Source organism: Aristaeella lactis (assembly GCF_018118585.1).
Lineage (GTDB): Bacteria > Bacillota > Clostridia > Christensenellales > Aristaeellaceae > Aristaeella > Aristaeella lactis.
On the sequence record NZ_CP069421.1, the window covers coordinates 115,512 to 140,915 of the forward strand.

Below are 25,404 nucleotides of genomic sequence, written 5' to 3' on the forward strand. Positions count from 1 at the left end.
GGATCGGGAGAGTATATGAGCAAGCTTCTTGAGATTAATCACTGCCGGAAGCAGTTTGGTGCAACAGAGGTGCTGACGGATCTGAACGTTTCGGTGGAGGAAGGCCAGGTGCTGTCTGTTATCGGCCCCAGCGGCAGCGGTAAATCCACGCTGCTGCGCTGTGCCACGCTTCTGGAAACCATGGACGGCGGAGACCTGATCTATCTGGGCAACTATGCCGCAAAGGACGTGAATGGTAAAGCCGTTTACGCTCCGCAGCCGGAGCTGCAGAAGATCCGGGGCATGTTTGGCCTTGTGTTCCAGAACTTCAATCTTTTTCCGCATTATTCTGTGTTGAAAAACGTCATGGAAGCACCTATGCTGGTACAGAAACGACAGGAGAAGGAAGTCCGGGAGGAAGCAATGTCCCTGTTGGAGCAGATGGGGCTTTCAGACAAGGCGGATGCCTATCCCTACCAGCTGTCCGGCGGCCAGCAGCAACGGGTATCCATTGCCCGGGCGCTGGCGATGAATCCGAAAATCCTGTTCTTTGACGAGCCAACCTCGGCGCTGGATCCGGAACTGACGGGAGAAATTCTGAAGGTTATTCGGAAACTGGCAGAGAAGAAAATGACCATGGTCATCGTAACCCATGAGATGAGCTTTGCCCGGGATGTGTCGGACTGGGTGGTGTTCATGAACGGCGGTGTGATCGTGGAACAGGGAGATCCGCGGGATGTGATCGACAATCCGACCCAGGAGCGGACGATCCAGTTCCTGAGGAGACTGCAGGAAAAATGAGAAGCTATCGGTATGTGAAACTGAATCCCACAGGAAATCTTACCTGCCTTGTACTGGACAGGACCAGCCCGGAGGATGAAAAGATCCTTACCAGGGAACTGCTGAAGGAATGCGAGCAGGTGGCTTATCTGGAAGAACCGGAGAACCACGGCGCTGTCGCGGCTGTCCGCCTGATGGGCGGGGAGTTCTGCGGCAACGCGGCTATGGCAGCGGCCGCCTGGCTGGTTCGGGATGAACTGGCGGAAGGGGAGGAAAAATCCCTGCTGCTGGAGATGTCCGGCACTGAGGAACCGGTTTTCTGTACCATCCGGAAAACTGCGGACGGTTACGAAGGTATGGTGGCCATGCCGCCAATCCGGGAGATCCGGGAGGAGAGTTTCTCCGGGAGGAGTTTCACGCTGGTGCGGATGGACGGTATTGCGCACCTGATCTGTACCGGCCCTGAAATGGGCAGACAGGAAGCGGAAGAACTGCTGAAGAAAGCAGCTGCCAGCCTGCCGGATGAGGCGGCGGGCCTGCTGCAGTGGAACCGGGAAACCGGATTCCTCCGGCCTTTGGTATGGGTGCGGGGAAGCGGAAGCCTGGTCTGGGAAAACGGCTGCGGCAGCGGCAGTGCAGCCGTCGGTGCGGCGGAAGCTCTTGCTGCCGGGGACGGGACGCTGACCACGGCGGTGAAGCAGCCCGGCGGCGTGATCAGCGTTACGGCGGACGCGCAGGAGGGAAGTCTCCTGTCGGTCAGGATCACCGGAAAGGTTAAACTGGATACAGAAACAGTCATTGAGCTCCCGTAAGGGGTTGTGCTATACTCTTCTCAGCAAAAAAGAAGACAGAAGGTTCAGGACCATGATACGAAGAGCGGGAAACAAAACACGCCATCGCAGGGTTCAGCTGCAGATGGTTGTTTTGCTTTTGCTCTTTACTATTCTGACTACTTCGCTGACGGGTTGGATTATCTATGACCGGATGTCAGACCAGGTGATCCGGGATACCTGGCAGCAGCAGGAGGCCCTGCTGCGCAGTGCCTGCGCCTCGGTAAACAGGGAAATTGATCAGATCAGGTCTTTTTCCTGGCAGATCAGCAATGACAACGGCGTGCAGAAATACCTGCATCTGACGGAACAGACACCGAAGGATATCCTGACCAAACGAGGAATCATTGAAAAGCTGCAGCAGATGAAGGCCTTCAGCAACACAATGGCTGATATCGGAATCTATGCGGAAGGCATGGATATTATCATTACGGGAGAAAGCAGCTATCAGGCGGAGGACTATTACAGCCGTACGGAAGGCATTACAAAGCAGGGGATGATTGCAAAACGTTCCGAACCGGGAAAAGTTGCACTGAGCCGCTTTGCCGGCAGCGGAACAATTCACAGGATCCTGAGCGCAGAACCGGTGCTGGCGTTTGTCAGCAGCCTGCCGCTGAACGCACAGGCGGGAGAAAGCTATGCCTTTTTTCACCTGAATGCGGAACGGCTGTACGCGTGCCTGCCGGAAAGCGACTCCGGTACGTTGCTGCTGACAGATCGGGAAGGGAATCCTGTAATACCGGAGGATGCAGGGGAAGAGGGAGAAATCAGCCGTCTCTACATGCAGGAACCGAAAAACAGAATACGGAACAACGGCAGTGAATACGGTGTGGTGAGTATGGAGACCGCTGCGGAAGGACTGTACTGCATGGCGGTGATTCCATACGGTGAACTGCTGAAACCCAGTCTGCAGCTGCGGGACGTGGTGATGGCGGTTATGGGCTCCTGCATGGTAATCGGCCTGCTGGCAGCTGTGCTGGCTTCCAGACGCCTGTACGCACCGCTGGAACGGCTGCTGGGCAATGTGCGTCAGCTGTGCCGGGAACTTCCGGATGACAGCCGGGGCAACGAGTACAAGATGCTGGATGACGCCATTCACCTGATATCGGCGGAAAACCATGAGCTGACGCTTTCCAATCGGGAAGTAAACCGGCTGCTGAAGAACCGCCTGCTGAATGACTGGATGGAGGGACGCCTCAAGGGCGACGCAGACGAGACACTGGCCAAAGCCGGGGTGGAACTGCCCTATCAGATGATCCGGATTGCGGTGGTTGAAACGGCCCTGCGGGACCTGGAACGCCTGGAAGCACGGAATGGCGAAAACACAGCGGACCGGATCGAAACCCTGGCAGCGGAATCTGACCTGGGACTGATGCGAGTCTGGTGCGCCCGGCGGACGGACGGCATGATCCTGATCCTGTTCAACCTGGACGGGCTGCCGGCAGCTACCGTTCCTGCGGAAAAATGGCTGCTGACCTGCAGGGAACAGGTGTTCGGAGACTGTCCCTGCGCCATCGGCCTGGGCGGCGCCCGGGAGAAGGAACGGGCGGCGGAGGCGCTGGTGGATGCGATGATCGATCTGCGCAGCGGAGAGGAAAGCCGGGAGGAAAAACATTACGCACGACTGACGGAATACATCCGGAAGGAATATATGCATGAAATCTCCCTGGACAGCGCCGGGGAGACGCTGGGCATGTCGCCCAGCTACATCGGCCTGGTGTTCCGGAAGGTGGGGGAGACCAGTTTCCTGAAATACCTGACGGACATCCGGATGGAAGAAACGAAACGGCTGCTGACCACGACGGACCTGACACTGCGGGAAATCGGGGAAGAAGTAGGCATCACAAACCAGAACACACTGATTCGCACGTTCAAAAAGGCAACGGGGGTTACGCCCGGACAATACCGGGTGGCGAATCAGGCGATGAATTCGCAGAATGGATGATTCCTGTTCGGCAAATCTGAAACCGGTTTCACAGAATCGCGGATAGCACGGAAACTTTTTTCTGTGCTATCTTTTGTTTGCGTGGAGGTGAACTACATATGAACAAATCCCGCGGAGCACGGCTGCGGCGGAGATTGTGGGCAGGAAGGTACCTGTACCTGATGTTTCTGCCTGTGCTTCTTTATTATATCATTTTCCGTTACGGTCCTATGCTGGGCCTGGTTATTTCCTTTGAGAAATACAATTTGCTGAAGGGAAACAAAAACCTGATTACCGGGATCCTGGAAAGTCCATGGGTTGGGTTCAAACACTTTGAAAGCTTTTTCAATTCTATCTTTATATGGAGACTGCTCCGGAATACACTGCTGATCAATCTGTATGACCTGCTGTTCAATTTCCCGGCAGCCATTATGCTGGCACTGCTGATTAATGAAATACAGAACCGCCGCTTCAAAAAAGCGGTGCAGACGATTACCTATATGCCCTACTTTATCTCCAGTGTGGTCATAGCCAGTATGGTGGTTCAGTTTCTGTCGCCCTCAAGCGGCATTGTCAACAACGTTATAGCAGCCTTTGGCGGTGAACGGCAGTATTTCATGGTTCAGCCGGAATCCTTCAGGACGATCTATACGATGATGAACATGTGGAAGAATGTGGGCTATAACTCCATTATCTTTCTGGCGGCCATCAGCGGGATTAACGGGGAACTGTATGAGGCCTGCCGGGTGGACGGCGGCGGTTATCTCCGGCAGATGTGGCACATTACGCTGCCCGGGATTGCCAGCACAATCGTAGTGCTGATGATTATGCGGCTGGGACATGTGCTGGATGCGGGTTATGAAACCATCCTGCTGCTGAAAAATAACACGAACCAGGAAACCAGTGAAGTAATCGGTACGTTTGTTTACCGGCGCGGTATCGAAAAGGGCGAATACAGCTATGCTACCGCTGTAGGCATGTTCCAGAGCGTGATCGGGTTCGGACTGGTCATTTTCGCGAACTGGCTCAGCCGGCGCTACAGCGACACAAGCCTGTGGTAAAGGAGGCGGAAGAAGAAATGGAATTGACACGCAAACACACCGGAACCATCCGGGTTTCCGCCAGCCGCAGGGCATTCCTGATCTTCAACACTCTGTTTATGCTGCTGATCAGCTTTGCCATGCTGTATCCGGTCATTTATGTAACAGCGGCTTCCTTTTCAGATGAACTGGCAATCCTGAAAGGGGAAGTGTTCATGCTGCCGGTGCGGCCTTATGTGAAAGCCTATGAGAAGGTTTTCAGATATCCGCTGCTGTGGCAGAGCTACGGCAATACCCTTCTGTATACTGTCCTGGGGACAGCCATCAACCTGATCCTGACAGTGTTCGGCGCATGGTCCCTGAGCCAGAAGAAGATGGCCGGTCGCCGCTTTTTCACCCTGATGTGTACTTTTACCATGTTCTTCAGCGGCGGAATGATTCCGACCTTCCTTGTGGTGAAAGGGCTTGGACTTCGGGATACGATCTGGGCCATGGTGCTGCCCGGAGCGGTCAGTACCTATAATATGATCCTGATGCGAACCTTCTTCCGCCAGATTCCGGAAAGTCTGGTGGAAGCAGCGGAACTGGACGGATGCAGGGATTTCGGAATCCTTTTCCGGATTGTGCTTCCCCTGAGCCTGGCCAGCCTGATGACCATCGGAATGTTCTATGCTGTGGGACACTGGAACAGTTATTTCCCGGCGGTCCTTTACCTGGATAAACGGGAATTATTCCCCCTGCAGATCATCCTGCGCCAGGTGGTGCTGCTGAATGAAATTGTGGAGAACTCCAGCAGTACGGAAAATGTGATGGCGGAAGGAATCAAATATGCCACCATCGTGGTGGCCATGCTGCCGATCCTGTGCATCTATCCCTTTGTACAGCGCTATTTTGTGAAGGGCGTCATGATCGGCTCCGTGAAGGAGTGATCCCCCTTTATCGGTCCGGACCCCGGGAACGGGGTTAAGATAGACAGTTTATCAAAGAACAGAAGGAGGAAAAACCATGAAACACTTTTCCCGTCTCCTGGCACTGCTGCTGGCAGTCTGCCTGCTGCCGCTGACCTTTGTGGAAGCCGCTTCCGCAGAGGAACCCGTGACGATCACGATCTGGGGATCCGACCGTGAGAACATGCCCTTCCGTAACGGCCTGTGGACCATTGACAAGCTGCAGGAAAAACTGGGCATCAAGATCGAGATCATCTCCGCTCCGACCGAGAACCTGGCTGAGAAATACGGCCTGCTGATCGCCGGCGGAGATTTCCCCACCATCGTTCAGTACAAGGCGAAGGATCTGCTGTTGTACAAAGATGCCTGGACGCCCCTGAATGACCTGATCAATGAAACCGATACGCCGAACCTGTGGAAGGTTTACAGCGATCCGGACATCCGCCGGAAGGTTTCCGACGCGGACGGCATCATGCGCTTCATCGGCCAGCGGACTGCCATCACTGCCGGCAAGCTTTACTTCTGGCGCCAGGACTGGCTGGACAAGCTGGGACTGGAAACCCCAAAGACCACCGAGGATCTTTACAACGTGTTCAAAGCCATCAAGGAAGGCGATCCGAACGGCAACGGCCAAGCGGACGAAATTCCCTTTGCTGTACGCAAGAACGGCAGCAACAACCGGGGCAACGTGATCCCCTTCATCAATAACTGGGGCATTGCCGAGACCTTCTTCGCGGAAGACGGACAGGTGAAGTTTGGCGCGACCGATCCCCGGATGAAGGAAGCGCTGGAATGGCTGAACCGCTGCTACGCCGAAGGCCTGATCGACCAGGAATACCTGACCCGGGACAAGACGTCCTGGTACAGCGCCTGGACCAACAACCAGGTGTTCATGAGCTATGACTGGAGCGCCTATATTGACAACGTAGCCAACCTGTTCAAGGATGTGGAAAGCGACATCAACATCGTGGGTGCCGTGCCTCCGGAAGGACCCACCGGCATCAGCGAAACCCGTGACCAGCTGCAGCCCATCACTGTAGATGAGGACTGGAACGCCGGTATCTATGACGGAGCTACGGATGAACAGAAGAAGGCTGCCCTGAAACTTCTGGACTACGTTTACAGCGACGAAGGCATGATCCTGATGAACTTCGGTGAAGAGGGAACCCACTTCAATGTTGTGGACGGCGATTACAAGTATTCCGACCTGATCATGAACAATCCCGACGGCCTGTCTCCCCAGGACGCGCTGCGCTCCTTCGGTATCCAGAGCATGCTGACCCTGCTGCAGGATGCCCGTTATGAGCGCGCTTTCGTGAGCGACGAAGTGAACCGCATCCGCGATATCTATGAACAGGAAGGCCACATAGGCGATGCGTTCCCGACACTGGCGTTCACGGAGGATGAACAGGATATCATCAATGAAAAGTACACCGAAATTGAAACCTATATGAACGAGACTATCGACAAGTTCATTATGGGTACAGAGTCCCTGGACAAGTTTGACGACTATGTGGCGCAGGTGGAGAGCATGGGACTGGCGGACGTGCTGGCTGTCTATCAGGCTGCCTATGACCGCTACATGAAATAAAGAGGACCAGGTTACCCCCCCCTGACTCTGGGAACGGATCCGCGGATCCGTTCCCTTTTTTCAGGCTGGAAAAGATTGACAGCTTTTCCGCGGATGCTGTAAAATAATAAAGGATGACAACTGCCTGACAACTGAACAGTGCCGAATGGAGGAAAAACGATGAAAAAGCTGTTATGCCTTCTGCTTACGTTTGCTATGCTGCTGGTTTCCGCAACGGCATTTGCCGAGGCGCAGCCGGAAGAGTCCCTTTTTAAGCCCGGCAGTTATACCGGGGAAGCCCAGGGCATTTTTGTACCGGTGAAGGTGACGGTACGGGTAAGTGAGACCGAGATCGAGACCGTGCTGATCGACGCTACCGGCGAGACGCCTGAACTGGGCGGCGTTGCCGCGGAAAAGATGGCCATGGCGATCATGATGGCACAGACTCCGAACGTGGACACCGTGAGCGGCGCCACCGTGACCAGCAACGCGATCATCGCTGCAGCGACATCCGCCCTGGAGCAGGCCGGCGCGGACATTGCCGTGCTGGACGCAAACCGGAAGGACACGAAAGACGACGGACCCAAGGAAGAAAAAACGATTGACACGGAAATCGTGATCATCGGCGCCGGCGGCGCGGGTATGACCGCGGCCATCATGCTGAAACAGGCCGGAAAGGATTTTGTGATCCTGGAGAAGATGCCTTATGTGGGCGGCAACACCACCAAGGCCACCGGCGGTATGAACGCATCCGAAACCCATTACCAGAAGGAACAGGGGATTGAGGATTCCAACGCGCTGTTTGCGGCCGATACGATGAAGGGCGGCCACGCGCTGAACGATTCCGCCCTGGTGGCGATGATGGCCAACAGCTCGGCGGGAGCCATTGACTGGCTGGACACCATCGGCGCGGAACTGCCGAAGATCTCCTTCTCCGGCGGTGCTTCCGTGAACCGTATTCACGCGCCGGAGGACGGCTCCGGCGTCGGAGCGTACCTGGTGGACCGTTTCTCCGCCAAGCTGAATGAGCTGGGCGTGAAAGTGATGCTGGAAACCGCGGCAACCGAACTGCTGGCAGACGCGGACGGAAAGATTACCGGCGTAAAGGCGGAGGGTCCGGACGCAATCTATACGATTAACACGAAGGCCGTGATCCTGGCCAGCGGCGGATTCGGCGCAAACGAGGAAATGTATACCACTTACCGGCCTGACCTGAAGGGGACGGTAACCACCAACGCGCCCGGCGCAACCGGTGACGGCATCGTGATGGCGCAGGCACTGGGTGCTGACCTGGTGGATATTGAACAGATTCAGCTGCATCCCACCGTGGAACAGACGACCTCCATCCTGATTACCGAATCTGTCCGCGGAGACGGCGCTATCCTGGTGAATCAGAGCGGCGAGCGTTTCACCAACGAACTGTTGACCCGCGACGCGGTTTCCGCAGCGGAACTGGCGCAGGAAGGCAGCTATGCCTATATCATCTTCGACCAGAAGCTGAGGGATAACCTGAAGGCCATTGAAAAATATGTGAAGAGCGGCATTACCGTCCAGGCAGACACGATTGAGGGACTGGCGGAGCAGCTGGCCATTGCTCCGGCCACACTGGCAAAGACACTGGCAGACTGGAACGAAATCGTGAAGAACCAGCGGGATACCCAGTTCGGCCGGACCACAGGCATGAAGGAAGACCTGACCACCCCGCCGTATTATGCCATCAGGATCGCTCCCGGTATCCACCACACCATGGGCGGCGTGAAGATCAACGTGGCAGCGGAAGTTATCAATACCGAAGGCGCGGCTATTCCCGGCCTGTTCGCGGCCGGCGAAGTCTGCGGCGGTGTTCACGGCGGAAACCGCCTTGGCGGAAACGCGGTGGCTGACATCGTGATCTTCGGAAGAATCGCTGCTGAGAGCGCGATGGCGTATATCGGAGAATAATCCATAATTCACAATTCATAATTCATAATGTGTAGTGTCCTGAGCTATCCGGCACAGAATGATTATGGAAAATGAATTGTAGTACAGGAGAAATACAAATCTTATGCTTGACATATAAGGCTGAGAGAGAGTATCCTGCATCTAAACCAATGAGGAAGAATAGTAGCAACCCCGCGGCACGGAACAGGGAGCCGCCGACAGTGGAACGGCGGTGCGTGCGGAGGATGTGAATGGACTTCTGAGGGCGCTCCGAAAAGCAATGAGTAGGAAGCGACGGGGGACGCACCCGTTACCAGGGCGGCACGTATCAGGGGTACGTGATGAAAGAGATGACGATCCTCCGGGAAAGTCAAACTGAGTGGCACCGCGAAATATTCGCCTCAGTACACAGGGATCCTGTGTGCTGAGGTTTTTTGTTTCCGGCTCAAAACCTTCCCCTGTATTTCAGGACAGACAAATGAAAGGAAGGACAAAACAATGAAAAAGGCACTGGCACTGGTACTGACCCTGGTTATGGTATTCTCCATGATTTCCCTGGCTTCCGCGGAGGAAAAGACAAGCTTCAAAATCGGCATCTGCAACTTTGTGGACGACGCGAGCCTGAACCAGATCATCGCGAACATCCGGGAACGGCTGGGCGAGATCGGGCAGGAAAAGGGAGTTACCTTTGAAATCGTCGAAGACAACTGCAACCTGGACACCAGCGTGATGCAGCAGATTATTGCCAACTTCATCGCCGATGAAGTGGACCTGATGGTGGGCGTTGCGACGCCTGTGGCGATCGGTATGCAGGGTATGACCACGGATAACGGAATTCCGGTGGTTTTCGCTGCCGTGTCTGATCCGGTGGGAGCCGAACTGGTGGAAAGCCTGGAAAAGCCCGGCGCCAACATCACCGGCACCTCTGACTACCTGGACACCGCCGCAGTACTGAACCTGATCTTCGCCGCCAATCCGGATGCAAAGAAGGTCGGCCTGCTTTACAATCCCTCTGAGGACGCTTCCACGGCTCCCGTTGCCGCGGCAAAGGAAATCCTGACTGAAAAGGGCGTTGAAGTGAAGGAATACACCGGCGCCAACGTGACTGAGGTTATGCAGGCAGCTGAAGCCATCGTGAGCGATGGCATGGATGCCGTCTTTACCCCCACGGACAACACGATCATGAAAGCCGAGCTTTCCATTTATGAGACCCTGGCTGAAGCGAAGATTCCGCACTATACCGGCGCTGACTCTTTCGCCCTGAACGGCGCCTTCCTGGGCTACGGCGTGGACTATGCCAACCTGGGCCGCGTTACTGGCGATATGATTGCCGCGATCCTGGTGGACGGTGCGGATCCTGCCGTGACTCCCGTACAGACCTTCGACAACGGCACTGCCACTGTAAACACCGAAACCTGTGCTGCGATCGGCTTCGACTTTGAAGCGATCAAGGAAGCCTTCGGACCTTACTGCACCAAGGTGCAGGAAATCACCACGGCGGAAGCCTTTGAGTGATTCAGCTCCTGATCCGGTAAAAACGACGCGGAGGGAAGAGTTCTTCCCTCCGCTGCGGTATTTTTTTCAATCATGAAATAATGGACTGTGAATTATGACATTTGACAAGATTCTTGCATTAGGCCAGACGGCCATGGAACTGGGCCTGATCAACTCCCTGACGGTGCTGAGCCTGTTCCTGAGCTATTCCATGCTGAACGTGTGCGACCTGTCCACGGACGGGTGCTATACCCTGGGCGCTGCAGTGGGGGCGCTGGTGGCAATTGCGGGCTATCCCTGGCTTTCGCTGCCGGCGGCCATGCTGGTAGGGATGATCTCCGGCTTTGTGACAGCGACCCTGCAGACCCGGATGGGTGTGCAGAGCCTGCTGGCGGGCATTGTGGTGAACACCGCCCTGTATTCCGTGAATATGGCGCTGACCGGCAACAAGGCGACTTTGGCCATGAACAAGACCACTACGATTTTCTCCATGGCGAAGAACCTGCTGAAGGGAACACCCCTGGCGGGACAGAGCACGCTGATTGTGATGCTGATCGTTGTGGCACTGGTGGTGCTGCTCCTTTGTTTCTTCCTGAAGACGAAACTGGGCCTGGCGATCCGGGCAACGGGCAGCAATGCGGACATGGTGAGATCTTCTTCCATCAATCCCACTTTTACGACCACTGTGGGCTTGTGCGTTTCCAACGCGTTTACGGGGTTAAGCGGCTGCCTGATGGCACAGCAGGCCAAGAGCTTTGATATCAACATGGGCTCCGGTATGGTGACGGTGGCCCTGGCCAGCCTGCTGATCGGCGGAGTGTTCATAGCGAAGCATAAGCCGATTCCGCTGCGGGCAGTCGGTGCGGTGCTGGGTGCGGTCCTCTTCCGGATCGTATACGCCCTGGCCCTTCGGTTCAACATGCCTGCCTTTATGCTGAAAGCGGTTTCCTCCATTATCGTGGTACTTGCGATCTCCGGTCCCTATCTGCGGCAGCAGCTTCCGCTGATGATCCGCCGGTGGAAGGCTTCCCGGGAAGGGAGGAATGCCTGATGCTGGAACTGAAGAATGTATGCAAAACTTTCCATGCCGGAACACCGGATGAAAAGAAGGCACTGATTGACGTTTCCCTGAAGATTGAAGACGGCGACTTTGTCAGCATTATCGGCGCGAACGGAGCCGGAAAATCCACCCTGTTCAATGCCATCTGCGGCAGTTTTGTGCTGGACTCCGGATCCATTTACCTGGGCGGGAAGAACGTGACCATGGTGCCGGAACACAAGCGGGCAAGGCAGATCGGCCGCCTGTTCCAGGATCCCATGCGGGGCAGCGCACCGGATATGAGCATTGAGGAAAACCTGGCGCTGGCAGCCGGAAACGGCGGCTGGCTTTCCCGGGTTTCCGCGGCGGACAAGAAAGCATTCCGGGACCGGCTGAGCCTGCTGGGCATGGGCCTGGAGGATCGTATGCGCCAGCCTGTGGGACTGCTGTCCGGCGGACAGCGCCAGGCGCTGACCCTGCTGATGGCAACCTATCACGTGCCGAAAGTGCTGCTGCTGGATGAGCATACGGCAGCCCTGGATCCCGGTACGGCGGAAAAGGTGCTGGCACTGACCCGGAGCATTGTGGAAGAAAACCACATCACCTGCCTGATGATCACCCATAATATGCAGTCCGCCCTGGACCTGGGCAACCGGACCCTGATGATGGACCGGGGCAGGGTGATCTATGACGTGACCGGCGAGGAACGGGCCAGCCTGACGATAGCAGACCTGACAGACAAGTTCCGCCAGCTGAGCGGCCGGGCACTGGACAATGACCGGATGCTGCTGGGAATCGAAAAGTGACGGATACAGAAAACCCCGCACGAGTGCGTGCGGGATTTTTTGCGCATACAGGTTATTTGCCGGAAGCACTGTCTTTCAGTAGGAGTTTATAGAGGGTTGGTTCGATCCGGAACTCCTGCAGGGCTGCCTCGATCTCAGGCAGCATTTTCTGCCTGCGGGCTTCAGCAGCCTTTTCACCGCCGGGACGCTTCACGGCGCGGAGCATGATGTTCTTGGGAGTGTGCTCCAGGTCGATAAACTCCAGGACCTGGGTTTCATAACCGCAGCATTCCAGAATGTCCGCCCGGAGGGCATCGGTCAGGAGGGCGGAGAAGCGCTCCTTAATGATGCCGTAGCGGGTGAGAACGTTCAGGTGCTGCGAGATGATGGTTTTGTTGATCTCATGCTGGCAGCAGGGAACGGAGAAAATCTTTTTCGCGTTCCAGGTGACAGCGTTGTACAGGGCATAATCGGTGGCGGTGTCGCAGGCATGCAGGGTGATGACCATATCGATATCGTCATCCGGGGAATAGTCGGCGATGTCGCCAATCTCAAAACGGAGCCCGGTATAGCCGTATTTCCGCGCGGCGAGGTTGCACTTTTCAATGACATCCGTCTTCAGGTCAAGACCGGTCATATCTACTGCCAGGTGCCGGATCTCGGTGAAATAGTAATACAGGACAAAGGTCAGATAGGCCTTTCCGCAGCCGAAGTCGATCACGCGGAGGGGCTTGTCGGAAACATAGTCCTTATATTCATCATCAATGATCTCCAGGAACCGGTTGATCTGTTTGAATTTATCATACCGGGAGCGGATGATCTTTCCTTCCGGCGTCAGTACGCCCATATCCACCAGCGGGGGAACAATCATGCCTTCCTGCAGGATGTGGTTCTTTTGCCGGTTGGGAAGGGCTTTCGTCCGGTCCAGAACAGAAGGCTGATCTGCCCGGACACTGACGTGGGCTTTTCCTTTTTTGGACAGCAGGATTTCAACAACCCGCCCGTCAGAAAGCCACAGATTCAGCTGGCGGTAGGTTTCCCTTGCCGTGTCCAGACAGTAGTCCAGGATCTTCTCCGCGGGAACTGTCTCGTGGAAAACCTGGGTGACTGTAAAGGAGGAAACAAAGAAGGCGTCACCGTTTCTTTCGGCACGGATCTTCCTGTATTTTGTTTTGGAAGGGACGGGGTTGCTGAGAATGAGGGACTGCAGCGATTCCGCGTCAAAAGAGCGCAGGGCCTCATCAAGGGTTTCGTAATTCATATAAACCTCCGGAAACCGTTATCCGCCGGGGACAAACCGGTACAAAGCCATAGTATCATATCCGGAAAATCCCGTCCAGTAACGGGGTGAGGGGAAACTTGAACGATTTCTCCGATCTGTGATATAGTAGGCAAAAGGGACCTGAAGGATCGCAAAGCGGGAAAGGGAAGGGCATGATCTTTTTTCAGCAGTTCTATCTCGATAAAGAAAAGGATATTGCGGTCGATCTCTGCATGGAGGGAGACCGCCTGTTTTATACCATCCGGACGCCGAATCACCATACCGGAAACCTGATCACCAACCTGGCCAGGCTGTGCGGCCTGGAGACGGAGGAGGATGACCAGGGACTGAGGGTGATCCGGGATGAGATCCCCTGCTATTATGACGGAGATAACCGGAAAATGTACATCCTGCGGCTGGGAAACACCAAGATCGCCAACATTTTCCCGGATGGAAGGGTGGAAATGAAGGCATCGATTCCCGCTATCTCCAAAACCCTGATGAGCCAGACGCGGGATTACCGGCTTGGTGTGGCCAAGACGATCGTGAAAACCTATATCCGCAGCGAGTGCAAATTCCGTACGGATCTGCACACGCACATGAACGGCAACCTGCCGCCGGATGCGCTGATCGCCCTGGGCATTGTGCGCCAGCTGCGCTATCCCTATTACTATATCAAAAAACTGGGCCTGCGGTGCGATCTTTCCCAGACGGCGAAACTGGAAGAACGACGGATCGCCGCAGAAGCGGCACTGGGTGAGACCGTACTGACCGGCAAACACCGGGACCGCCGGATCGATGACAATACGTTTATCAACTTTGCCGAGCTGATTCTCGGAAATCCCGCGGACGCGCAGTACAACATTGACAGGATCAGGAACTCCCTGACCATTCCCAAAGACGGCCAGGCGGTGTTCGCTGACCTGGAGAAGGTGTACCTGTACCGCTATGTGTTCACTAAGGGACAGCCGGCGGAGAACCCTGTCAGCGGGATCAACCTGGCGCTGATCCCGGACCGGGAAGTGCTGGCTTATGCCGAGCAGATGCGCCGGGACCGGGAAACGGAACGCTTCGGCCGGAATACGCTCTATCAGGATCTGCTGCTGTGGATCGCCCGGGAATACCGGCGCAGAGGCATAGAATACGCCGAGATATCAGATACAGCCCTGCTGAACCGGCAGCTGTTCGCGGGAAGACTGCGGGAGATCCATGAGATCATGCCGGCTGTTACCCGGGAAACCGGCGTGATGCTCCGGTTCCTGGCAGGTATCCGCCGGATACCGCTGACGATCATCCGGGACAGGATCACACCGAACGACTACCTGGCGGACAACCTGCAGATCCTGCGGACGATTGCCGGGGATCCCTATGTGGCCGGAAGCGATATCATCGGTGAAGAGATCAACAATATTCTGGAGCTGCGGGCGGTCATCCGGGAATTGGTCCGGATAGCAGGAGAGCATGAAGGCTTTGTGATCCGGATCCATGCCGGCGAGAATGATTCCCTGCGGGACAATGTGGCCAACAGTATCGCCTGTGTGAAGGAAGCCCTGGCTGACGGACAGAAGATGCCAGCCATGCGCATCGGCCACGGATTGTATACCTGTGATCTGCGGACGGCGAAGGGACGGAAACTGCTGGAGGATCTGAAGGAACTCGGGGTAACCCTGGAGTTCCAGATCACCTCCAATGTGAGGCTGAACAACCTGTCCCGGCTGGACAACCATCCGCTGCGGCGGTACCTGCGGGCGGGGATCGCCTGCGTGCAGGGAACGGATGGCGGCGCGCTGTACGGAACGGATTCCATTGATGAGGAGCTTTCCCTGGAGAAACTGCTGGGACTGAGCTTTGAGGAACTGAAGAAAATGCGCCGGGCGGATGAACGGATCCTTCAGGAGAGCCGCCGGGTATTTGAACGGCGGATGGCGGAGTTCCGGGAAGCCTGCGGTGCCGGGGATACGGAAAAGTGGTACCAGCGCAGGCTGGAGGAGACACCCCGGATCACCCAGGACCTGTGGAAGGAGTCCGGAAGGATCGACGCGGCGGAGGAACTGAAGGAACGGATCGCTCCGCTGCCTGAAGGGCTGTTTCCGGTGGTGGTGGCCGGCGGAAGCTTTAACCACAGCGGTCACCGGACTGTGATCCGGGAGGAGGACGTGCGGCTGATCGAACAGCTGCTGGATACACTGGATCCTGCTGAAACGTTCTTTGTGATCGGGCACAGCCTGACAGGGCTGGAAGGACGGCTGGCGGAAATGAACCGGGGAAGGTTCAGGATCGCGGCCATTGTACCGACAAGGATCAGCCGGGCGGAGAAAAAACGCCTGCTGGAGGCCGGCGTATCTGTCCGGATCTCGATCGAGAGCTCCGGGATGGGACTGTACAAGAGCTTCGCCTATGAAGTGTTCAAGCGCATGAATTCGGTGCTGCTGGCCTTTGACGGAAACGCACCGGCCATGAACCTGATCCAGGAGGCGCGTAACGGCCAGGGCCGCTGCCGGATTTTCCTGAATCCCCGTTCCAGGGGGTTAAGCGTAAAGGCAAAACTGCTGGAAGGCTACGTGGATCCGCTGAACGGTGCGGATGAAATAGCAGAAGCCGTGAAAAAGCTCCGTTGAGGGGCTTTTTCTTTTTGACAAAGACAGAAGGACAGAGGTAAAATAAACAATAGTTTTTTGCCTGAAAGGCGGTGAGCGTATGAGCGAAGAAAGAAAGGCGGCTGAACGGCTGCTTCTGCGGCTGCTGGGGATTGCCGCGGCTTTTGCTGTTGTGCGCTGGGTACTGCCGGAGATCTGGGACAAGCTTTCCCCGTTTATCATTGCTGTTCCGGTAGCAGCCGCACTGCAGCCGGTGATCCGCTTCCTGCAGAAACGGATCCGGCTGAAACGGAGCCCTGCTTCTCTGATTCCGGTGCTCCTGCTGCTGTTCCTGTTCCTGGGCCTGATTATCTGGCTGCTGATTTTTGTTATTGAGCAGACACCCAAGCTTGTGGCTCATTCCGGGGACATGATCACAGAAAGTATCAACATGATCCGGCAGGCATTCAATAACCTGTTGACGCGTATCGGGGAAGCAACGGATCCGGGCGTGGAAAACTGGATCCGCAGTGTTGTGACCTCCGGACTGGAAACTGTGAGCAAGTGGGGAAGCGGCGTGGCCGAATATGTGGGAGGCTTTGCCCTGAGCCTGGCTGCTGCCACACCTTACAGTATTATCTATATCAGCTTCCTGACCATTGGCCTGTACTTTATCTCTAAAAACTATGATGAGATCCGCAGCTACCTGCCGGGCGGGAAACGCCGCAGGCAGGACAGCCGGACTACCCAGCTGACCAACTCCACGCTGAAAAGCCTGTTCGGCTATCTGCGGGTCCAGGGCACTTTCGGCCTGATCGTCTGGATTGTTTCCTGGATTTATCTGACCATTTTCGGCTTTCCCTATGCGGGTATCACAGCCCTCTTCTGCGGCGTGATGGAACTGGTTCCGATGATCGGCAGCGGCGTGCCCTATATTATCATGAGCATCATTCAGTTCCTGCTGGGGAACGCGGCTGCGGGAGTGCAGCTCCTTTTCCTGACCCTGGGACTGCAGCTTCTGCGCAGAGTGCTGGAGCCGAAACTGATGTCAGATTCCATCGGCATCACGCCGCTTCAGAGCCTGATTGGCATGTTTGTAGGTATGCGCTTCGGCGGAATCCTCGGCCTGATCGGCGGGCCGGTACTGATGTCCGTGCTGGTTGGCGCTTTCAAGGGCGAATTGTTTGTGCCCACGGCGAGGGATTTCCATTTGATCTCTGTCTGGTTCAAGAACAGACTGAAATAAGTTTGCAGGAGGAACATTCATGTACAGTTGTCCCGGATGCGGATCCCAGATGTTGTTTGATATTCCTTCACAGCAGCTGAAATGCGGCAGATGTGACCGGATGATGAGCATTGCCGAGGCGGATGAGAAGGAAGCCCGGCAGGCGGGAAGCAGTTTTGACGTGGAACTGCTGACCTGCCCCACCTGCGGCGCGGGAATTCACGCGATCAACACCGCGGCGGCTTCCTTCTGCAGCTACTGCGGTTCTTCTGTGATGCTGGAAAAGCAGGAGGCGGAATATATGCCTCCGGAAAAGGTGATCCCTTTCCAGATCACCCGGGAGGAATGCTTTGAAAAGTTCCGTAACATGCTTGGCGGCAGTTTCTGCGCCGATCACCGGCTGAAGCGGAATATCACGGCGGACAGCTTCCGCGGAATCTATGTGCCGTATCATACCTATAGCGCCAGCGTGAAAGGAACGGCAACCCTCCAGGGAAAAGAAGAGAAGGGGAATGCCACCTATGTTTATAAAACGCAGGTGAAGCTCAATCACGAGTATGAGGGCATTCTGCATGACGCTTCCCGGGAAATGCCGGACAACATTTCCGAAGCGATCTCTGTTTCCAGTGAAGCCAGGGATAAGGTTGTGCCGTTTTCCCCGGCTTACCTGAGCGGATTTTACGCGGACATGGCGGATACGGATCCGGATCTTTATGAGCCGTACGCGAAATCCGAAGCGATCCGCAAGAGCCTGGAACAGACCCTGCCCACCCTGAAGGGTGACCCCTCCAGTTATTCCACGTCAGATTTGGAGACGGCACTGACCTCCAAGGCAAAAGCCGAATATACCGGTGATACGCTGCTGCCAGTGTGGTTCATGTCCATGAGAAGTGGAAAACGGGTACTCTATGCCGTGCAGAATGCTGTGACAGGCGAGATGTGGGCGGATATCCCGATGGATATTTCCCGTTTTGCGCTGGTGGCACTGGGCCTTGCCGCGGTGCTTTACCTGCTGTTTGACCGTTTCCTGACGCTGCGGCCGGAGATGGTCATGGTTGCCGCCATGATCCTGGCTGTCTTTGCCCAGCTGGCGGTCAACGGGCGGAGGGCCCGGATCCACGACACAGAAATGGCTGAGGCGGTAGTCAAAGGGCAGACCGTGAATGTGCAGGACCGGATGAACAAAATGAAACGGCTGCAGAAGCGGGTCAACCGCCAGAAAAACCACGGTATTTTCCGGTACCTGGGTGCACTGGCAGCCGGTGCAGCTACTTATTTCATTATGGAGTTTGCTTCCAGCCTGAACAATGTGAGCATATACCATTTCGGGGCTGTGGCCCTGACGGTGCTCCTGGGAATCATCATGTTCATGGGAGATGACGGCGGAAAGCTTCCGCTTGGCAGTATCCTTACCTTCTGCGCCATGATCGGCGGATGCGTGCTGATGATCATGGATCCCTTCCACAGCGCGGACGCACCGGTGTATATCATCACGGTGGCGATCATGGCCGGTGTTGTCCTGGAAAGCCTGCAGCTGCTGCGGATGTATAACAAATCCTGCTCGAACGCCCTTCCGCAGTTCGAATCCCATAACGGAGGTGAGATGCTGTGAAAAGGATTATCGCTTTTCTCCTGATCCTGCTGCTGATCCCCTGTACAGTTGGCGCGGAAGTGCTGAGACGAACCAATGAAGAGTCCGGTTATATTGCCGTGATCGAAGACGGCGCGTCCCTGCTGAAAGACGGGGATTACGATGACGTGCTGAACACGATGATGGGGATAACGGACTATTGCAACGCCGGCCTGTATACCTACGGCGGATCATCCACGGAATATGTGGAGAACAAGGTCGAGGCATGGGCCAATAAGGTGTTTACCGGTCATTGCACAATCTTTATCATCGATATGGCAACAAGGCAGCTCCTGGTCTGGTCCAGCGACGACATGATGAAAACGATGACCCGGGCCAAGGGATATACGATCACGGATAATGTATATACCTATGCGTCTGACAAGGATTACAAAGGCTGTGTGCTGACCGCGTTCAACCAGATGCACAGGGTCCTGATGGGAGAAAACGTCACCGGACCCATGCGCTATATCAGCAACGCGCTGCTGGCCCTTATAGCGGCGATCCTGCTGGCCTACCTGTTCATTTCCGCCCGCATGGAGCAGGAAGTGAAGGTGCATATGCCTGATATTATCACCGCCACGGCCGGCGCGGGCGCGGTAATCGCTGCCAAGACACTGAGCCGCAAGATTGTTCATAACAGCTCCTCGGGCAGCGGCGGTGGCTTCCGCAGCGGAGGCGGCGGCTTCCGGAGCGGCGGTGGCGGCTTCCACAGCGGCGGAGGATTTGGCGGCGGTGGATTCCATGGCGGCGGAGGCGGCGGTTTCCACGGCGGCGGAGGCGGACACGGATTTTAAAAACAATGCATAATGCATAATGTACAATGCATAATTAAGGGAAAGATCAAATGACAGATGTGATGACGCGGGGATCAATGACACGGAAGGCGTTGTCTGTTGCCTGGCCGGCGATGACGGAAAGCTTTTTTGTGGCACTGGCCGGCATGATCGATACCATGATGGTTTCCGCCCTGGGCAGCTATGCCGTGGCGGCGGTCGGACTGACCAACCAGCCCAAGTTCATCGGACTGACGATCTTTTTCGGCATCAATGTGGCGGTATCCGCCCTGGTGGCCCGACGCAAGGGAGAGAAGCGCCAGGATACGGCCAATCAGATCCTGCTGACGGCGATCATCCTGGCCTGCATTGCCTGCGTGGCGGTGTCTGTGCTGTTTGTGGTCTTTGCTCCGTGGATGATGCAGCTGGCGGGCAGCAACGCGGACACCCATGAAGCTTCGGTGATCTATTTCCGGATCATCATGGGCGGCACGTTCTTCAACGTGATCACCATGGTGATCAATTCCGCCCAGCGCGGAAGCGGAAACACCAAGCTTTCCATGACCACCAACCTGACAAGCAGCGTGGTCAACATTATCTTTAACTACCTGCTCATCGAAGGACACTTCGGTTTCCCCCGGTGGGGGATCCGGGGAGCGGCGATCGCAACAGTGCTGGGTACGGTAGTGGCTGCCGGAATGGCGGTGTCTTCCCTGTTCCGCAGGAACAGTTATGTGCGGATTCCCCTGATGAGGGATCTGAAACTGCGCTTTTCCCGCAGCTGTGCCAGATCCATCTGGAACCTGGCCCTGAACACCTCCCTGGAGAATATCGCCGCCCGGGTCGGCTTCCTGGCAACGGCAATGATCGCCGCCCGGCTTGGAACGGATGAATTCGCGGCCCACAATATCGGTATGAGCATCCTGGGCCTCGGCTTTTCCTTTGCAGACGGCATGCAGGTGGCGGCGGTGGCGCTGGCGGGCGAATCCCTTGGCGCAGGAGAAAAAGAAATGGCCAAACGCTACGGCAGCATCTGCCAGCGGATCGGCCTGCTGATCTCCTTTATTCTGGCAATGCTCCTGTTTTTCGGCGGACGATGGTTCTATGGCCTGTACTTTAAGGAACCGCATATCCTGGAGATGGGTGAGCTGATCTGCCGGTATCTGATCCTGATCGTACTGCTCCAGATCAGCCAGATCATCTTTACCGGCTGCCTGCGGGCCGCAGGGGACGTACGGTATGTGCTCTATGCTGCGATGATCTCCATTGCCGGAATCCGTACGCTGTCCACCCTGCTGATGGTGAATGTGCTGGGCTGGGGGCTGCACGGTGTCTGGCTGGGAATCCTGGCGGACCAGCTGTCCAGGTTTATTATGGTTTCCCTGCGGTTCAGGCAGGGGAAATGGGTCGATTTAAAAATCTGATTTCAGATTTTTAAATCGACAATGAAAAATGAAAAATGAAGAATGAAGAATGGTGGAAAAAACGGGTTGTCTTGTTGGACAACCCGTTTTCTTGATTATATATCAGAAAAACACCAGCGCTTTGGATTGATCCAGGCGCTGGTGTTTTTTGGAGGTGGTTTGTATGCTTACAATGCAGAATGCATAGTAATCAGTCGGTAAAGAGGGCGGTGGAGTAGTAGCGGTCGCCGCTGTCAGGCAGCAGGGCTACGATGACCTTGCCCTTGTTCTCCGGACGCTTTGCCAGCTGGATGGCGCCGAACAGGGCGGCACCGGAGGAGATACCCACGGAGATGCCTTCCTTCTTGGCCAGTAATTTGGCGGTGGCAAAGGCATCCGCGTTGGCGGCCTTGAAGATCTCATCATAGATCTTGGTGTTCAGCACATCCGGCACGAAACCGGCGCCGATACCCTGGATCTTATGGGCACCCGCATGGCCTTCGGACAGGACGGGGGAATCTTCGGGCTCCAGGGCCACAACCTTCACATTCGGGTTCTGGGATTTCAGGTATTCGCCCACACCGGTCAGGGTGCCGCCGGTGCCAACGCCGGCGATGAACAGGTCAACCTTGCCGTCCGTATCCTTCCAGATTTCGGGACCGGTGGTAGCCCTGTGAATGGCGGGGTTGGCGGGGTTCACAAACTGTCCGGGGATGAAGCTGTTGGGGGTTTCCTTTGCCAGCTCTTCAGCCTTGGCGATGGCACCCTTCATGCCCTTGGCACCTTCGGTCAGCACCAGCTCGGCACCGTAGGCTTTCAGGATGTTCCGGCGTTCCACGCTCATGGTTTCGGGCATGGTCAGGATGATGCGGTATCCCTTGGCGGCAGCGATGGAGGCCAGACCGATACCGGTGTTGCCGCTGGTGGGCTCGATGATGACGGAGCCTTCCTTCAGCAGGCCTTTCTTTTCGGCATCTTCGATCATGGCCTTGGCGATACGGTCTTTCACGCTGCCGGCGGGGTTGAAGTATTCCAGCTTGACCAGGACGGTGGCTTCCAATCCCAGTTCCTTTTCGATATTCACGACTTCGACCAGCGGGGTGTTGCCGATCAGTTCCAGTGATCCTTTATAAATCTTAGACATTTCCTTTCCCTCCTCAATGTGTTGCGGTAAGAATAACATATTAAACCTACTAAGTCAATAGGCGAAAGATAGATTCTTTTTATCATGACCTATAACGCGGGATTATAACCGGATGCAGGACGCGGGCCGGACAACGGCGGGCCCCGGATTGTTGACTTTACCGCGGGAGGGGAGTAAAGTGACCATGCAGTCAATATAAGGAGAGAAGAGGATGGAAAAACGGAACTATCAGCGGGAAATGGAGACGGAAATCGCAAGGCTGGAAGGCCGGCGGCCCACCCTGCTCCTGCACAGCTGCTGCGGCCCCTGCTCCAGCGCAGTGCTGGAACGGCTGACGGAGCATTTTTCCGTGACGCTTCTGTATTACAATCCGAATATTGAACCGGAAGAGGAATACCTTCACCGGCTGGCGGAACAGCAGCGGCTGCTCACCCTCCTGCCCAGGGAGATTCCTATGCTTCCCTGCGCATATGACAATGAAGCCTTTGAAGCTTTTGCCCCGGCGCTGGCAGACGCTCCGGAGGGCGGAGAACGGTGTCTTGCCTGTTTTGTGCTGCGGCTGAACTATACCGCGGAACATGCGAAAAAGCACGGCTTTGAATACTTCACCACCACGCTTTCGGTCAGTCCCCACAAGAACGCGGACAACGTGAACCGGATCGGAGAGGAAGCCGGCAAAAAGTACGGGGTGAAGTATCTGTTCGCGGATTTCAAGAAGAAGAACGGATACCTGCGCTCGCTGGAGCTGTCGAAGGAATACGGGCTGTACCGGCAGGATTACTGCGGATGCAGGTACTCAAATCAGAAGAATTCTGATTTGAGTACAATGCAGAATGCAGAATGAAGAATGCAGAATGAAATGGTTTACTGTACCGGGAAAAGATTGCTCCGGACAGGACCGAATATAAGAGTTTAGTAACAGAGGAGAACATGAAATGGATTTTGTGAACAGACTGGCAGGAGAATTCAAGCTGCGGCCGCAGCAGGTGCAGGCAGCGGTGGAACTGCTGGATGCGGGAAATACAATCCCTTTTATCGCGCGGTACCGGAAAGAAGCCACCGGCTCCCTGGATGACCAGGTGCTGCGGGAACTGGCTGAACGGCTGGAATACCTCCGGAACCTGGAAAAACGCCGGGAGGAGATCGCTTCCTCCCTGGAGGAACAGGGCGTCCTGACCGACGAACTGAAAGCGCAGCTGGCAAAGGCCGTTACCCTCAGTGAACTGGAGGATATCTACCGTCCCTTCCGGCCGAAACGCCGTACCCGGGCGACCGTGGCGAAAGAACGGGGACTGGAGCCGCTGGCCCTGTGGCTGATGCTGCAGCAGGCGGGTGATCCCGCAGCGGAAGCGGCAAAGTATATCAACCCGGACAAGGAAGTGCCGGACGCGGAGACCGCGCTGGCAGGTGCCCGGGATATCCTTGCTGAAACGGTGAGCGACAGCGCGGAGATCCGGAAGGAACTGAGGGCACTGCTGAACCGGGAAGGCGTGATCCGCAGCAAGGCTGCCAAAGAAGAGGACAGCGTTTACAGCATGTATTATGACTTCCGGGAACCGGTTCGGACGATCGCTGCCCACCGCATCCTGGCGGTGAACCGGGGCGAGCGGGAGGAGTTCCTGAAGGTTTCCCTGGAAGCACCGGAAGAAAAGGCGCAGGAGGTTATCCGCAAGGCTTTTGTGCGGAACAGCAGTCCCGCGGCACAGCAGGTGGCTGAAGCCTGCGCGGATGCCTGGGAGCGGCTGGTGTTTCCCTCCCTGGAGCGGGAGATCCGGAACGACCTGACCGACAGGGCCAACGTCAGTGCCATCAAGGTGTTCAGCGACAACCTGCATCAACTGCTGATGCAGCCGCCCATCAAGGGCAAGGTGACCCTGGGGGTGGACCCGGGCTTCCGGACAGGCTGCAAACTGGCGGTTGTGGATGAAAACGGCAAGGTGCTGGACACCGGCGTGGGTTATTTCACCCTGCCGGGCAACGAAGGCGGCAAGGCCGCGGCGGCGAAGCTGATCAAAAGCTTTGTGAGGAAATACGGGATTACGGCCGTGGCCATCGGCAACGGCACTGCCAGCCGTGAAAGCGAGCAGTTTATTGTTTCTCTTCTGCCGGAACTGCCGGGTGTGGCCTATATGATCGTCAGTGAGGCGGGCGCTTCCGTTTACAGCGCCAGCAAACTGGCGGCGGAGGAATTCCCGGACTTTGACGTGACCCAGCGCAGCGCGGTTTCCATAGCCCGCCGCATGCAGGACCCGCTGGCGGAGCTGGTGAAAATCGATCCGAAGGCCATCGGCGTGGGCCAGTATCAGCATGACCTGAAACAGAATGAACTGACCGCGGCGCTGGACGGTGTTGTGGAGCAGTGCGTGAACCAGGTGGGCGTAGAAGTCAGCACCGCCTCGGCGGAGCTGCTGAGCCATGTGGCAGGCATCGGCCCGGCCCTGGCGAAGAACATTGTTGCCTATCGGGAAGAGAACGGGATCGCCAGCCGCACGGCCCTGAAGAAAGTGCCGAAGCTGGGACCGAAAGCGTATGAGCAGTGCGCCGGTTTCCTTCGGGTGATGGACAGCAAAAACCCGCTGGATGCCACGGCGGTCCACCCGGAAAGCTATGACGCGGCCAAGCTGCTGCTGGAGAAGCTGGGCTATGACCTGAAGGAGATCCGCGGCGGCGCGGCGGACGTGATCCAGCGGGCCAGCCGCTACGGCCATGAAAAACTGGCGGCGGAGATCGGGGTCGGTCTTCCGACACTGAACGATATGCTCAGCGAACTGGCCAAGCCCGGCCGGGATCCCCGTGACGAGCTGCCCAAGCCGGTGCTTCGTACGGACGTGCTGGAGATGAAGGACCTGAAGCCCGGTATGGAACTGACCGGAACGGTGCGGAACGTGATCGACTTCGGCGCCTTCGTGGATATCGGTGTCCATCAGGACGGCCTGGTGCATATCAGCCGCATGGCGGAGAAATTCATCAAGCATCCCTCTGAAGTTGTGAAGGTGGGCGACATCGTCAAGGTCTGGGTTGTAAGCGTGGACGAGCAGAAAAAGCGCATTGCCCTGACCATGGTCCAGGGAAGACAATAAG

General features: G+C 56.3%; 19 protein-coding genes. 17 read left to right on the forward strand and 2 right to left on the reverse strand.

Annotated elements, in window-relative coordinates; all coding sequences use genetic code 11:
• Positions 1-15 precede the first annotated feature (15 nt).
• From JYE50_RS00505 to JYE50_RS00550, 10 genes are all read left to right on the forward strand, one after another.
• Positions 16-780 carry an amino acid ABC transporter ATP-binding protein gene (locus tag JYE50_RS00505; protein WP_084095936.1) on the forward strand — a complete coding sequence of 255 codons (765 nt, stop codon included), beginning with the start codon at positions 16-18 and terminating at the stop codon, positions 778-780.
• Positions 777-1,571 carry a histidine racemase CntK family protein gene (locus tag JYE50_RS00510; RefSeq protein WP_084095937.1) on the forward strand — a complete coding sequence of 265 codons (795 nt, stop codon included), beginning with the start codon at positions 777-779 and terminating at the stop codon, positions 1,569-1,571. Before JYE50_RS00505 ends, JYE50_RS00510 begins: the two co-directional genes overlap by 4 nt.
• A 52-nt stretch (positions 1,572-1,623) precedes the next feature.
• Positions 1,624-3,534: a helix-turn-helix transcriptional regulator gene (locus JYE50_RS00515; RefSeq protein WP_084095938.1), complete on the forward strand. Its 1,911-nt coding sequence runs from the start codon at positions 1,624-1,626 to the stop codon at positions 3,532-3,534.
• Between the two features lie 98 nt (positions 3,535-3,632).
• Complete coding sequence (locus JYE50_RS00520) at positions 3,633-4,574, forward strand: ABC transporter permease (RefSeq protein ID WP_084095939.1); 942 nt, start codon at positions 3,633-3,635, stop codon at positions 4,572-4,574.
• Positions 4,575-4,591: 17 nt separating this feature from the next.
• Positions 4,592-5,482: a carbohydrate ABC transporter permease gene (locus tag JYE50_RS00525; protein WP_084095940.1), complete on the forward strand. Its 891-nt coding sequence runs from the start codon at positions 4,592-4,594 to the stop codon at positions 5,480-5,482.
• 76 nt (positions 5,483-5,558) lie between these two features.
• Complete coding sequence (locus JYE50_RS00530; protein WP_084095941.1) at positions 5,559-7,091, forward strand: extracellular solute-binding protein; 1,533 nt, start codon at positions 5,559-5,561, stop codon at positions 7,089-7,091.
• Between the two features lie 159 nt (positions 7,092-7,250).
• Complete coding sequence (locus JYE50_RS00535; protein WP_084095942.1) at positions 7,251-9,011, forward strand: flavocytochrome c; 1,761 nt, start codon at positions 7,251-7,253, stop codon at positions 9,009-9,011.
• Positions 9,012-9,488: 477 nt separating this feature from the next.
• Positions 9,489-10,505, forward strand: a complete 1,017-nt coding sequence (locus JYE50_RS00540; RefSeq protein WP_084095943.1) for an ABC transporter substrate-binding protein — start codon at positions 9,489-9,491, stop codon at positions 10,503-10,505.
• Between the two features lie 94 nt (positions 10,506-10,599).
• Positions 10,600-11,535 (forward strand): ABC transporter permease, encoded by a 936-nt coding sequence (locus tag JYE50_RS00545; RefSeq protein ID WP_084095944.1) that lies wholly within the window; start codon positions 10,600-10,602, stop codon positions 11,533-11,535.
• Positions 11,535-12,329, forward strand: a complete 795-nt coding sequence (locus JYE50_RS00550) for an ABC transporter ATP-binding protein (RefSeq protein ID WP_084095945.1) — start codon at positions 11,535-11,537, stop codon at positions 12,327-12,329. Before JYE50_RS00545 ends, JYE50_RS00550 begins: the two co-directional genes overlap by 1 nt.
• A gap of 52 nt (positions 12,330-12,381) precedes the next feature.
• Here the strand turns inward: JYE50_RS00550 and JYE50_RS00555 are convergent, their stop codons facing one another.
• A complete protein-coding gene (locus JYE50_RS00555; protein ID WP_084095946.1) occupies positions 12,382-13,569 on the reverse strand; it encodes a class I SAM-dependent methyltransferase in 1,188 nt (395 codons plus the stop codon).
• A 173-nt stretch (positions 13,570-13,742) separates the two neighbouring features.
• Between JYE50_RS00555 and JYE50_RS00560 the strand changes: the two genes are divergently transcribed.
• The 5 genes from JYE50_RS00560 to JYE50_RS00580 all read left to right on the forward strand — a co-directional run bounded on the left by JYE50_RS00560 (position 13,743) and on the right by JYE50_RS00580 (position 21,200).
• A complete protein-coding gene (locus JYE50_RS00560; protein WP_084095947.1) occupies positions 13,743-16,187 on the forward strand; it encodes an amidohydrolase family protein in 2,445 nt (814 codons plus the stop codon).
• A gap of 79 nt (positions 16,188-16,266) precedes the next feature.
• On the forward strand, positions 16,267-17,391 hold the full coding sequence (locus JYE50_RS00565; protein WP_084095948.1) for an AI-2E family transporter: 1,125 nt from the start codon (positions 16,267-16,269) through the stop codon (positions 17,389-17,391).
• 19 nt (positions 17,392-17,410) lie between these two features.
• A complete protein-coding gene (locus tag JYE50_RS00570; RefSeq protein WP_084095949.1) occupies positions 17,411-18,982 on the forward strand; it encodes a zinc ribbon domain-containing protein in 1,572 nt (523 codons plus the stop codon).
• Positions 18,979-19,797 (forward strand): hypothetical protein, encoded by an 819-nt coding sequence (locus JYE50_RS00575; protein WP_143763614.1) that lies wholly within the window; start codon positions 18,979-18,981, stop codon positions 19,795-19,797. The genes JYE50_RS00570 and JYE50_RS00575 overlap by 4 nt, the downstream gene beginning before the upstream one ends.
• Before the next feature lie 50 nt (positions 19,798-19,847).
• Positions 19,848-21,200, forward strand: a complete 1,353-nt coding sequence (locus JYE50_RS00580) for an MATE family efflux transporter (protein ID WP_283399207.1) — start codon at positions 19,848-19,850, stop codon at positions 21,198-21,200.
• Between the two features lie 190 nt (positions 21,201-21,390).
• On the opposite strand, the gene cysK is transcribed toward JYE50_RS00580, so the two are convergent.
• Complete coding sequence (cysK, locus tag JYE50_RS00585; RefSeq protein WP_084095950.1) at positions 21,391-22,323, reverse strand: cysteine synthase A; 933 nt, start codon at positions 22,321-22,323, stop codon at positions 21,391-21,393.
• Between the two features lie 211 nt (positions 22,324-22,534).
• On the opposite strand from cysK, the gene JYE50_RS00590 reads away from it, so the two are divergent.
• Together JYE50_RS00590 and JYE50_RS00595 are read left to right on the forward strand one after the other, a co-directional pair.
• The gene (locus JYE50_RS00590) at positions 22,535-23,167 is read left to right on the forward strand and encodes an epoxyqueuosine reductase QueH (protein ID WP_084095951.1); all 633 of its coding nucleotides are present in this window, start codon (positions 22,535-22,537) and stop codon (positions 23,165-23,167) included.
• A 91-nt stretch (positions 23,168-23,258) separates the two neighbouring features.
• Positions 23,259-25,403: a Tex family protein gene (locus JYE50_RS00595; RefSeq protein ID WP_084095952.1), complete on the forward strand. Its 2,145-nt coding sequence runs from the start codon at positions 23,259-23,261 to the stop codon at positions 25,401-25,403.
• Position 25,404: the final 1 nt, after the last annotated feature.